Raw genomic sequence first — 12,221 nt, forward strand, 5'->3', positions numbered from 1 at the left:
TTTAGAAATTAACTTTTACGCCGAAACCCCATGAACGCAGCGACGGCGGCATGAAATAGTCGAAGCCCTGATAGTACGTCCCGGTGTTTGAGGTCAGTTCTGGATCGAACGGCGCCTCGTTGTGGAGCATCAGCACGTTGTTGGCAATGAGCGAAAGGGTGATGCGCAGGCGTTCGCGGGCCAGTGCCGGGAGCGTGTAGCTCAGCGACAGTTCGCGCAGGCGGACGTTGGTCGCACTGTAGACGTAGTTCGAAAGTACGCCCGTGGTGCCGCTGGCGGCTACCGAATAGAACGTCTTGGCGTCCATGCGTCCGCCGTTGACGATCGCGCCGCCGTTGTCGCGGTCGCGGGCCGTCGATTTCGATACGCCGTACTGGTCCATCATCGCCTCGGTGCCCGACACGACCACGCCGCCGACGCGGGCGTCGATCAAAAATCCGAGGTTCAAGCCCTTCCATGAGAAGGAGTTGTGCCATCCCAGCGTGTATTTGGGGTCTATCGAACCGACCTTGACATAGGAGTTAGGCTCGATTTCGATGCCGTTGGTCATCGGGTTCACATAGATGTAGCCGTTGGGGTCCTGCTTGAGGTGTGTGGCGTAGATGTCGCCCATCGTGCCGCCCTTGGTCAGCACCATGCGGTACGACTCGGCCGTCGAAACGATGAATTCCTGCGGCGCCTTGACCGTGGTGCCCGTTACGGGGTCGGTCACGTATTCGTCGAGCAGTTCCTTGATCTCGTTGCGGTTGCGCGTGTAGGTCAGCGTCGTCTCCCATTTTACGGGACCGATGTTCTGGTTGAAGCCCGCTTTCAGCTCGATACCGCGGTTATTGACCTTGCCGGCGTTGGCGTAGGCATAGGAGTAACCCGACGACGAGGGAATCTCGTACTTGAAGAGCTGGTTGTGGGTGTTGGTGTTGTAGTAGGTGAATTCGAGGCTCAGCTTGTTGTTGAACATGCGCAGCTCCGTACCGATCTCGAACGATTTGGTAAGCTCCGGCTTGAGGTGCGAAGCGGCAGCGAAACCGTCGGTGCTGATGTTTTGGTCCTCCAGCGGAATGTAGGTGTAGGTCAGGTAGGGCGACGGGGGATTGCCCACGCCGGCGTACGAGCCGCGGATTTTCCAATAGTTGAGGATCTTGTTCTGCGGAATCAGCTCCGAGAGGATCAGCGATGCACCGACCGAAGGATAGACCGACGACATGGAGGGCGTGCCGGCCAGCGTCGAGAACCAGTCCGAGCGGACCGACGCATCGACGTAAACGAAATTCCGGAAGCCTACCTGCACCGATCCATAGACGGCCTGCGTCTGCTGGCGGATGTGTTCACGGGTCATTTCGGTCGTCGGGTCCGACATGTTGATGTTGCTGACGTGGAAGAAGTTGGCAAGACGCAGCAGGTTGCCGCTCTGTCCCATCATGTCGTATTTTTCGTCGTAGAGGCTGGCGCCGATGTTGGCCGTCAGGCGGAAATCGTCGCTGAGCTGCTTGTCGATGTTGAGCAGTACGTCGGCGTAGAGCGCGTTATTGGTCATCTTCTGCTCGCGGTAGTGGCCTTTCGACTGGCAGAACAGTCCCGGCGTCGATGCGTAGAGTTTACGCTCGTAGTCGGTGTCGGCATGGTCCATGCGGATACGGCCCGAAAGGTTGATCCAGTCGGTGATCTTCCACTTGAGCGAGCCGCTGACGATATAGCGGTTCTGCGTGGTGTTGAACATGTTGCGGTTGGTGATCCAATAGGGGTTCTGGCTCAGGGCGTCGAGTCCCGTATTGCTGTAGGGCCAATACATCGTGGCGAAGTTGCGGCCTGAGTCGTAGATTTCGTAGGTCTTCAGACGCTCGAAATTCTCCGAAGGCGGGAATAGGTAAACGGGCAGCAGCGGATTGTAGTAGAGTCCCTGCGCCACGCCGTTCTGCGACTCGCTCTTGGTGAAGAAGAAGTCGGTATCGAGTTCGAGTTTGTCCTTGACCAGCTCGCGTCCGTGGCGGATCGTGAAGTTGTAACGCGAATATTCGTTGTTGGGAATGATGCCGCGCGAATTGACCGAACCGGCCGAAACGAACGACTGGCTGCGCTCCGAACTCGATGCCACGCTGACGGTGTTCTGCGTGTTGTAACCCGTCTGGAAGAAATCGTTGGGGTCGTACGACGAGGGCTTGCCGAGCTTCTCGCCCCAGCTTTTGAAATCGCCCGACTGACGGCCGTAGGTGTTCTGGAACTGATGGGTGACGAACGGATTCGAAAAGGTCGTGTTGTTGGAGTAGGAGACGTGCGTCGAGTGGTCCGCACTGCCTTTTTTGGTAGTGATGAGGATCACGCCGTTGGCGCCGCGGTTGCCGTAGAGCGCTGCGGCCGAAGCACCCGTCAGCACCGACAGCGACTCGATGTCGTCGGGATTGATGCTCGAAATGCCGTCGCTGTCGCCGACGCCCGCACCTTCGTAATAGTTGTCCGACTGGGTCGAGCGGAGCGACATCATCGGAATGCCGTTGAGTACGTAGAGCACGTTGTTGTCGCCGAAGAGCGATTTGGCGCCGCGCATTACCACGCGGGTCGAACCGCCGGTACCCGACGACGACTGGTTGATGCGCACGCCGGCCACTTTGCCGACCAGACTGTTCACCACGCTTACGTCCTTGACGATGCTGATGTCGTCGCCCGCAATCTGCTGTACGTTGTATGTCAGTGATTTCTGATCGCGCTTGATGCCGAGCGCCGTTACCACGACCGCGCCGATCTCTGCGGTGCTTTCCTGCAGCGCAAGGTTGATGACCGTCTGCGAGCCGACGATCCGCTGCTGGCTCTGATAGCCGATATAGGAGTAGACGATTTCGGCTCCGCTGCCCGGAACTCGGACCGTATAGCCGCCGTTGACGTCGGTCACGGCGGCGAAATTGGTGCCGGTGACCAGAACCGTCACGCCGACCAGCGGCAGCCCGGCCGCGTCGGTGACTTTGCCGGAAATCGAACGCTCCTGATCGTCTGCGGCGTCACCCCCCCCCACGAACAGGACTACCCGGTTGTCCGTAATCCTATGGGCGATGTCGGTTCCCTTGAGGACGGCCGTGACGACCGAATTGATGTCGCTGCTGGCGATGTGCGCCGAAACGCTCTGCGTTACGTCGATGTCGTTGTTGTAGAAGAAGGTGTAGCGGCTTTGCGTTTCGATGCTTTTCAGCACCTGCGACAACGCCGCATCGTTGAAGTCGAGCCGTATTTCCTGCGGATTATTCTGCGCGGCGGCTTGTGTGGCAAAAGTTGTTATTGCTGTAATTGACAGGCTGATGCGAACAGCGAGTCGGGTCTGAACGCAAAATTTTCGGCAATAAGTCTTGAACTTATCAAAATTTGTCATACCTTTACTGATTAATGGATTGATAGATCCGTGCGGGTAGCGGCCCGCCGGGTTTGTGTTTGATTCATTAAGGGAGCGGGAACTTCGGCAGAGGTTCCCGTGTTTTTTTTTATGACAGGCTTATTTCATAGGCAGGTTCGGGTTTTAGGTTGTTTGCAGTAGGTTCGGTTTTTATTTGAGGATGATCGTATCCTCCTCGCGTTCGTAAGTGAACGGTGTGGTTATTCGGATGACTTCGAGGATCGATTCCAGCGAATCCCCGAAACGGAACTCTCCGGTAAATTTCTTCCCGATGAACTTGTCGTTCATAATCACGATCTTGACATTGAACATCTGTTCCAGCCGGTGGCATACTTGTGTGAACGGCGTCTGGTGCAGCACCCAGACGTTGTCTTTCCAGCGTACGGGCTCTTTCGAGTCGGAGATCGTGCTGAGTTTCATTTCGCCGCTCTGAATATCATACGAGAGCTGCTGGCTGGGAACCATGCGGATACACTCTCGGCTGAGCCGGCTCTCCACTTCGACGGAACCCTCCAGCAGCGTGGTGGTGATGGTCTCCGAATCGGGGTAGGCCTCGATATTGAATTTCGTACCCAGCACCTTGATCTTCAGATCCCCGGCCCGAACGATAAAAGGATGTTTTTTGTCGTGTGCCACGTCGAAATAGGCTTCTCCCGACAGGAATATCTCGCGGGTCCGGCCGGCGAATTTTTCGGGATAGATCAGTTGTGCGCCGCGGTTGAGCGTAAGCTGCGTGCCGTCGGCAAGCGTCAGGTTCTCCACCTTTTCCCATGCGTTGTTGCGGATGAGCATTTCGGGTGCGGGACGCAGGGCGGTCGCCAGCCAGCCGGAAGTGAGGAAAACGATCATGAGCGATGCCGCGGCCAGCCAGATGCGGTAGGCTTTGGTGTAGTTGCGCTCCGGCCGAGCCTTATTGACTGCGTCGGCGTGGATGCGCGTCATCAGGCGCGCGAAGGAATTCCCTGCGCTGTAACGCTCGTCTGCACAAGGACTTTTTACCTGAATACGGGTGAATAATGAATTGTTGTCGTTCGTATGTTTCGAATCAGTCATTGGGTTCCGTCTATTGTCCGTTTACAAATAAGACAAGACGGACCTGAGAAACCACTAAGCCGATTTGCGATTTTTTCAGATTTTTTTCAGGAAAGGGGCTGCGGCGGCCTTCAGACGGCGCATGGCGATGGCTAGCTGTCCTTCGACGGTGCTTGGGGAGATGTCGAGTGCCGCGGCGATCTCTCGGTGGCTCATGCCGTCCTCCTTGGCCAGCTTGAAGATGATGCGGCAGCGTTCGGGGAGCTGTTCCACAGCGTCGGTCAGCGCGCTGTTCAGCAGTTGGAAGTCAACCACCTCGTCCGCCGGGACCGCAGGATCGATGCAGACCTGCAGTTGTACCTGTGTAAAGCCGGACATACGGTTCCGGTAGCCGCTCAGCAGGTAGTTGGTACAACTGTTGCGCACGGCGCGGTAGATATAGGCATTGAAGTTTTCGATGCCGCCGAGCATTCCGCGGCTTTTCCACAGTTGAAAAAAGAGATCGGCAACGACGTCTTCGGCCGCCTGCTGCTGGTGCAGATACATGCGTGCGAATTGGAAAAGGCGGTCGTGATAGTGCAGGTAGAGTTGCTGGAATGCCTCTTCGTTCCCTTCGGTGACTTGCCGGAGAACGTCGTCGAACGCTATTTGTGCACTTTTTTTTGTCATGGATCGGCCCTTAGATCGCATAAGGGTAATTACAAATTTAATTATTTTATTCCGGTTCGCAAATTTTTTACAGATCTAGGCTTCCCTCTGCAGCCGCATATCGTTTTCTCCGGTATTCCGGCCGCAGCGTTTTTTCATCGGCAGAATCCGGGCCTATAGCCGGTATTTTGCAGTTGACTGCGGATTGCCGCAGCTTTTTTTCGCCGGACGAACCGGAAGCGGTTATCATATATATAAGAGTGGGACGGGGAAGGGGACGGACGCATGCCATTCAGCGATTTCAGGCGGAAATCAGGAACCTTCCGTGCCGCTTTATCCAGTCGGGGAGGGGGCCGGCGGAGATTCTTGGGGGCAACTTTTTCGGAACCGGGTTTTCTAGTCTGAAAATAATAAGCTATTTTTACTCCATTGAATTTTGCAATCCCACGATGAAAGACCGCAACGTCATTACCCCCCCCCTGCATAAGGAGGCCGAGTTCGGCGAGCTTTATAAACGCTACAAAGCCCGTTTCGAAAGTTTTGCCGTCGGATATGTGCAGGACCGGCTCATCGCCGAGGATGTCGTCACGGATGCTTTCATCTACTATTGGGAAAACCGCTCCCGGCTCGATGCGGACTGCAATGCCGCGGCCTATATCCTCACGACCATACGCCACAAATGCCTGAATTACCTGCGGGCCCTGCAGGTGCGGATGCGGGTCCACAACGAAGTGGGGGACCTTCAGCGTCGCGTGGTGAGCGAGAATATCCGCTCGCTGGAGCTTTGTGATCCTCAACACCTTTTTGCCGGCGAGATCGAGAAACTGGTGCGTGATTGCATGGCTGAAATGCCGGAACTGACGCGGCAGGTTTTTACGGCCCGGCGCATCCACGGCAAGTCCTACCGCGAAATCGCGGCCGAGTGCGGGATCACCGAGCGCCGTGTGGAGACCGAGCTTGAGAAAGCGCTCGGAAAACTGCGCGAAGTCCTGCGTGATTACCTGCCACTGGTGCTTGCCGCAGGCGTTCTGGAGCGCATTCTGCGATAAAATCAAAAAAAATGTTCTTTTTTCCGGGAAACCGGGCCGCCGGGGTGCTTTATTAATGTAAAGCCCCGGAACGGGCGTGTCGTAATATGGAAAAAGAAACCTTATATCGTTTTTATAAAGGCGAAGCCACCTCCGACGAACAGCGGCGTCTGATGGAGTGGCTCGATGCCGATCAGGAAAACCGGCGTATCTTCGACCGCGAACGCGGAATGTACAATGCATTGCTGCTGTTCGCTCCGGAGGAAAAGGCCGCGCGCGGCCGTCTGCTGAATTGGCGCCGTGTAACGAGGTATGCCGTACAGGCGGCGGCCGTCGTTATATTGGCCGTCGGCATCGGTTGGGGATATGTTTCCTATAAGGAGCGGAGCTGGGCGAATCTTATGACCCGCGTGGCTGCGCCCGAAGGACAGCGCATCAATCTCACGCTGCAGGACGGTACCAATGTGTGGCTCAATTCGGGGGCCGAGATCGAATATCCGTCGCTTTTCGCAGGAAATTCCCGGCAGGTACGGCTTTCGGGCGAGGCGCTGTTCGATGTCAGCCGTGACACCCGCCGGCCGTTCGTGGTTGAGACGTTCGCCTGTAAGGTTGAGGTGCTCGGCACGCGCTTCAACGTCAATGCTGACGAGCGGCACGATGTATTCTCTACGGCGCTCATGCGCGGCAGCGTCCGGGTGAGTTCCCTTGCCGACCCGCAGCAGCAGGTCGTGCTCAAACCCCACGAAAAAGTGCAGTTGAGCGGCGGGCAACTGTCGCTCCGTACGTCGGACGATCCCAACGAATATCTCTGGGCCGAGGGCCTTATTTCGGTGAGCGGCCGCAGTTTTGCAGATATACTCCACCGGTTCGAACACTGTTACGGCGTGCGTTTCGATGTGAAGCTCGACCGTATGCCCGATATTGAAGCGATGGGTAAGATCCGCATTTCGGACGGCATCGAACACGCCCTGCGCATCCTGCAGCGCAGTTGTTCTTTCCACTACGCATACGACCAAGAAACCAGCACGATAACCATATACTGACCGAACGTATAACTTTAAAACTTTGCCTGCCTATGAGATAATCCCGCATTTTGTCTTTTGCCGTTATCCCGGAAAAGGAAGCCCGAAACTGTTGGAGCAGTTCCGGGCGGAAAGGACAACGGTCTCTCGCATGATTTGCGACTAACCAAAACTATTATCCTTTAATCTACAAAGATATGAAGAAAAAAAGTATCAGGCAATCAAAGAACCTGATAATCTCCCTTTTTGCTGCGTTTTTGTGCCTTGCCGCCGGGACCGTCCGGGCGCAGGCAGGCCGTGTGACTATTGATATGCAACAGGTGAAAATGACGCAGATAATGGATGAGATCGAAAAACAAACCAAATTTCTGTTTATTTACGACAAGAATATCAGCGTTGACCGCACGGCCAGCGTGCAGGTGCGCGAACAGCCGGTTGCCGAGGCTCTCGCGCAAATGCTCGCAGGCACCGATCTGACGTATGAGATCAACAGTTCGAACATCATTCTTTCGAAGCGTTCGGCGGATGCGGCGGCATCCTCATCCCTGCGCAATGTCGCGGGTGTGGTGCTCGATGCACACGGACAACCCATTATCGGCGCGTCGGTCGTTATCAAAGGTACGACGATCGGTATCAGCACCAATGTCGACGGCAGTTTCGGACTGCAGATTCCCGCTTCGGTGAAGGACCCGGTGCTCGTGGTCAATTATTTGGGCTGCGAACCGCAGGAGATCGCTGTGGGAAGCCGCGCCGATTTCCGTATCACGATGGTCGAATCGGCCGTCGCGCTGGATAACGTGGTGGTGACGGCCCTCGGTATCAAACGTCAGGAAAAGGCGCTCTCGTACAACGTCCAGCAGGTGAAATCCGAGGACATCGTTACGGTTAAGGACGCCAACTTCATGAATGCCCTCAACGGCAAGGTCGCCAGTGTGCAGATCAACTCCTCGGCGGCGGGCGTCGGCGGCGCGGCCCGCGTGGTAATGCGCGGTGCCAAATCGCTCTACAAGGACAACAACGCCCTCTATGTGATTGACGGTATTCCGATGTCGAACGTCAGCTTCGGCTCGAATGACGACGGCCTGCAGGGCAATTACATGGGGTCGGACGGCGTGGCGGACATCAACCCCGACGACATCGAGTCGATTTCGGTACTGACCGGCCCTTCAGCCGCGGCTCTCTACGGCTCGGACGCTGCCAACGGCGTGGTGCTCATCAACACCAAGAAGGGACAGGCCGACAAAACGTCGGTGACCTTCTCCAACAGCACTACCTTCTCGTCGCCTTTCGTGATGCCCCGCTTCCAGAATACCTACGGCAATGTTTCCGGGTCCTACCAGAGCTGGGGCGACAAAACCTTGCGCCGCTTCGATCCCGAAGGATTCTTCAACACGGGGTCGAACGTCAACAACTCCCTGACCTTCTCGACGGGTACGCAGAAGCACCAGACCTATTTTTCGGCCGCGACGACCAATGCCCGCAACATCCTGCCCAACAGCGGCTACAACCGTTACAACTTCACGTTCCGCGACGTCACCAAGTTCCTCAAAGACAAGCTGACCGTCGATCTGAGTGCGAGCTACATCCTGCAGGACAACAAGAACATGATCGCAGCGGGCAAATACTTCAACCCGCTGCCGGCGCTCTATCTCTTTCCGCGCGGCGACGACTTTGACAACGTGCGTCTCTACCAGCGTTGGGACGAATCGCGCAACCTCTATACGCAGGCATGGGATTACGGTTCGGGCGACATGTCGTTCCAGAACCCCTACTGGATCATGAATAAGATGATCAACCAGACTAAAAAGCGTCGTTATATGCTCAGTGCCAACCTCAAGTACGACGTAACCGATTGGCTCGACGTGACGGGCCGCGTCAAGGTCGATAACGCCGATATGGACATTACCGAGAAACGCTATGCCGGCACCGACACCAACTTCGCGGGCGAGAAGGGTATGTATTCAATCATCAAGCGTAACGACCGTCAGATCTATGCCGATGCCATCGCCAACATCGATCTTACCTTCGCCGGGGACTACCACCTGAGCGCCAATGTCGGTGCGTCGCTCAAGGACGTCCGCATGGATTTCATGGGCTGGGGTGGCGACCTGCGCAAGATTCCCAACTTCTTCTCGATTACCAATATATCGACCACCAACTACAAGGAGCGTGAGGACGGTTCGCACATTCAGTCGCAGAGCATCTTCGCCAACGTCGAGCTGGCGTGGAAGAGTATGCTTTACCTGACCGTCACCGGTCGCAACGACTGGGAATCGGCTCTCGCCTTCTCGAAATACAAGTCGTTCTTCTATCCTTCGGTCGGACTTTCGGCCGTCGTTTCCGAGATGGTCGATATGCCGGAATGGTTCTCCTTCCTCAAGGTGCGCGGTTCCTATTCGGCCGTAGGCTCTTCCTATGCGGCCTACTTGACCAAACCCTACTATGATTACAAGGGACAGACGCACGAATGGGACTCGCTTCACCGCTTCCCCAACGAGAACCTCAAGCCGGAGAAGACCAAATCGTGGGAAGTAGGTCTCAATGCCCGTTTCTTCGGCGGCAAGCTCAACTTCGACGCTACATGGTACCGCTCGGATACCTTCAACCAGACCTTCGAATCGACCCCTTCGTCCACGTCGGGTTATTCGTCGGTACTCGTGCAGGCCGGTCAGGTCCGTAATTCGGGTCTCGAAATGCTGCTGAACTACCATAATACGTGGCGTGACTTCACATGGAACACGAGCGTGACCTACACGATGAACCGCAACAAGATCATCAGGCTCGCCAACGGCGTCATCAGCCCCGTCGACGGACAGCCTATCGATATGCCCTATCTAGAGAAGGCGACCCTCGGCGATGCCGGTTCGCCGCAGGTCATCCTCTACGAAGGCGGCAAGATGGGCGACCTTTACATCAACCGCGAACTGCGCACCGACCTCAACGGAAACATTTATGTCGATCCGCAGACCAACAAGGTAGAACTGACCACCACCGAGCGCCGCAAGGTCGCCAGCCTGCTGCCCAAGGGCAATATCGGCTGGAGCAACAGTTTTGCATGGAAGGGACTGAACCTGAATGTGATGTTCGCGGCCCGTCTGGGCGGTTCTGTCGTTTCGAATACCGAGGCGTTCCTCGATTACTACGGCGTTTCGGAACGTTCGGCGGCAGCCCGTGAGGCCGGCGGCGTGCGGATAAACAACGGCATGGTCGATGCCCAGAATTACTATCAGACCATCGGTGCCGGCACGGGTGCCGGCGCATACTACATTTACGATGCGACCAACGTACGTATGCAGGAGCTGTCGCTGGCCTATACGCTGCCCAAGCGCTGGTTCCGTCAGAAGATGGCAATGACCGTTTCTCTTGTGGGCCGCAATCTGTGGATGATTTACAACAAGGCTCCGTTCGACCCCGAACTGACGCCCTCGACGGCCGACAACTTCTTGCAGGGCGTGGACTACTTCATGCTGCCCAGCTTACGGAACATCGGATTTACCGTGAAGTTACAATTCTAAAATCCTGACCAAGATGAAAGCAAACACTATAATTCGTCGATTCGGCCGTTTTGCGGCTTGTGTGGCCATGCTCGCCGCCGCGGCCTGCACCGGTAATTTCGAAGATTACAATACCAAACCTTTCCGCCCGTCGGACGACGACCTGAATGGCGACAACGTCGGCGTGGGCATTCTTTTTCCCGCGATGATGGAGTTCGTCACCCATTTTCAGGTCAATGCTTCGCAGATGCACGACGTGCTTGTGGCCGACGAACTGGGCGGTTACACCTCTGCCGTGAAGTCCTACCAAGGACAGAACATCGCTACCTACAATCCGTCGGACAAATTCAACGACTATATTTTCGAGCAGACATTCGCCAATTTCTACGGCAACTACTTCAAGGTCGAGACCCAGACTGGCGGCGAGGGGCCCGTTTACCAGCTGGCCCGTATCCTGCGCGTGGCGGCCATGCTGCGCGTGACCGACGCCTACGGTCCGATTCCCTATTCGAAGATGCAGAACGGCACCTTCTCGGTGCCTTACGACAGCCAGCGCGATGTCTACATGGCGATGATCGACGATTTGGATGCGGCGATGGAGACGCTCTACACGTTCGCGTCGGCCGGTGACGGCATTCTGATGCGCGATTTCGATATCAGCTCTTTCAAGGGCGATTCGCGGCTGTGGGTGAGCTTCGCCAATACGCTCAAACTGCGGATGGCCATTCGCATGAGCGGTGTGGAGCCGGAAGCGCGCCGCATCGCCGAAGAGGCTGTGCGCGATATGGCGACATACGGTCTGATAGACGCCAATGCCGAGAACCTGAGCTTCTCGTCCGATTCCCGTCAGAATCCGTTCTACACGCAAGCGACGAGCACCTCTTGGCAGGACCTGCGGTCGAACGCCAGCATCGTGATGTACATGAACGCCTACGAGGATCCGCGCCGGGCTTCCTATTTTTCGAAGTCGGGCTACGACGGGATCTACGTCGGTGTGCGTGCGGGCATTCAGAATGTGACGCCGACCGACTATGCGACCTACTCTTATCCGCTCTTCGCCGAAAAGGACCCCGTGCCGGTGATGTACGCTTCGGAAAGCTGGTTCCTGCGCGCCGAGGGCGCTCTGCTGGGCTGGACGATGGGCGACACGGCCGAAAACCTCTATAACACGGGTGTCAAAACCTCGCTCGAACTTTGGGGAAACGGCTCTTCGTACGAGACTTATATCGCTTCCGAAACGGCTCCCGCGCTCTCCTATGCGGATCCGCGCAACAAGCATAACGTTTCGGATTTCGGTACGGCCGTATCGGTCAAATGGGCTGACGACGGCAACGAAATGGAGCGCATCATCACCCAGAAATGGATCGCCAACCATATGATCGGCCACGAAGCATGGGCTGACGTGCGCCGGACGGGCTATCCCCGCCTGTTGCAGGTGGTCAACAACCTGAGCGGCGGCATGTGGGGCAATGTAGACAGCAGCAAGGGAATGCGCCGCCTGCACTATCCCCAGTCGGAGTACGACAACAACCGCGAGAACGTACTCAGGGGCGTCGAATTGCTCGGCGGCAGTGACCTGCACGGCACCGATGTGTGGTGGGCGAAGAAATAAGACCTTAAA

At 56.3% G+C, this 12,221-nt stretch carries 7 protein-coding genes; 4 read left to right on the top strand and 3 right to left on the bottom strand.

Going from position 1 to position 12,221, the window contains the following annotated elements; all coding sequences use genetic code 11:
* Position 1: 1 nt before the first annotated feature.
* The 3 genes from ACESTR_RS05300 to ACESTR_RS05310 form a co-directional block, all read right to left on the bottom strand.
* A complete protein-coding gene (locus tag ACESTR_RS05300) occupies positions 2-3,355 on the bottom strand; it encodes a SusC/RagA family TonB-linked outer membrane protein (RefSeq protein WP_009597282.1) in 3,354 nt (1,117 codons plus the stop codon).
* A gap of 171 nt (positions 3,356-3,526) precedes the next feature.
* On the bottom strand, positions 3,527-4,429 hold the full coding sequence (locus tag ACESTR_RS05305) for a FecR family protein (protein WP_009597280.1): 903 nt from the start codon (positions 4,427-4,429) through the stop codon (positions 3,527-3,529).
* Positions 4,430-4,504: 75 nt separating this feature from the next.
* Complete coding sequence (locus ACESTR_RS05310) at positions 4,505-5,077, bottom strand: RNA polymerase sigma-70 factor (protein ID WP_302269146.1); 573 nt, start codon at positions 5,075-5,077, stop codon at positions 4,505-4,507.
* Positions 5,078-5,505: 428 nt separating this feature from the next.
* Here ACESTR_RS05310 and ACESTR_RS05315 point away from each other — a divergent pair, with 428 nt between their 5' ends.
* From ACESTR_RS05315 to ACESTR_RS05330, 4 genes are all read left to right on the top strand, one after another.
* A complete protein-coding gene (locus ACESTR_RS05315; RefSeq protein WP_009597299.1) occupies positions 5,506-6,105 on the top strand; it encodes an RNA polymerase sigma-70 factor in 600 nt (199 codons plus the stop codon).
* Between the two features lie 86 nt (positions 6,106-6,191).
* Entirely contained in the window at positions 6,192-7,127 is a 936-nt protein-coding gene (locus ACESTR_RS05320) for a FecR family protein (RefSeq protein ID WP_014774318.1), read from the top strand.
* Positions 7,128-7,303: 176 nt separating this feature from the next.
* Positions 7,304-10,621 (top strand): SusC/RagA family TonB-linked outer membrane protein, encoded by a 3,318-nt coding sequence (locus tag ACESTR_RS05325; RefSeq protein WP_373178944.1) that lies wholly within the window; start codon positions 7,304-7,306, stop codon positions 10,619-10,621.
* 13 nt (positions 10,622-10,634) lie between these two features.
* The gene (locus ACESTR_RS05330; protein ID WP_279064071.1) at positions 10,635-12,212 is read left to right on the top strand and encodes a SusD/RagB family nutrient-binding outer membrane lipoprotein; all 1,578 of its coding nucleotides are present in this window, start codon (positions 10,635-10,637) and stop codon (positions 12,210-12,212) included.
* Positions 12,213-12,221 lie beyond the last annotated feature (9 nt).

The sequence above is a fragment of the Alistipes sp. DJF_B185 genome (assembly GCF_964250025.1).
Classification (GTDB): domain Bacteria; phylum Bacteroidota; class Bacteroidia; order Bacteroidales; family Rikenellaceae; genus Alistipes; species Alistipes finegoldii.

What these genes read in the sequence shown, in the direction of transcription:
- ACESTR_RS05310 (WP_302269146.1), bottom strand. Translation starts at nt 5,077, where the DNA reads ATGACAAAAAAAAGTGCACAAATAGCGTTCGACGACGTTCTCCGGCAA.
- ACESTR_RS05300 (WP_009597282.1), bottom strand. Translation starts at nt 3,355, where the DNA reads ATGACAAATTTTGATAAGTTCAAGACTTATTGCCGAAAATTTTGCGTT.
- ACESTR_RS05325 (WP_373178944.1), top strand. Translation starts at nt 7,304, where the DNA reads ATGAAGAAAAAAAGTATCAGGCAATCAAAGAACCTGATAATCTCCCTT.
- ACESTR_RS05320 (WP_014774318.1), top strand. Translation starts at nt 6,192, where the DNA reads ATGGAAAAAGAAACCTTATATCGTTTTTATAAAGGCGAAGCCACCTCC.
- ACESTR_RS05315 (WP_009597299.1), top strand. Translation starts at nt 5,506, where the DNA reads ATGAAAGACCGCAACGTCATTACCCCCCCCCTGCATAAGGAGGCCGAG.
- ACESTR_RS05330 (WP_279064071.1), top strand. Translation starts at nt 10,635, where the DNA reads ATGAAAGCAAACACTATAATTCGTCGATTCGGCCGTTTTGCGGCTTGT.
- ACESTR_RS05305 (WP_009597280.1), bottom strand. Translation starts at nt 4,429, where the DNA reads ATGACTGATTCGAAACATACGAACGACAACAATTCATTATTCACCCGT.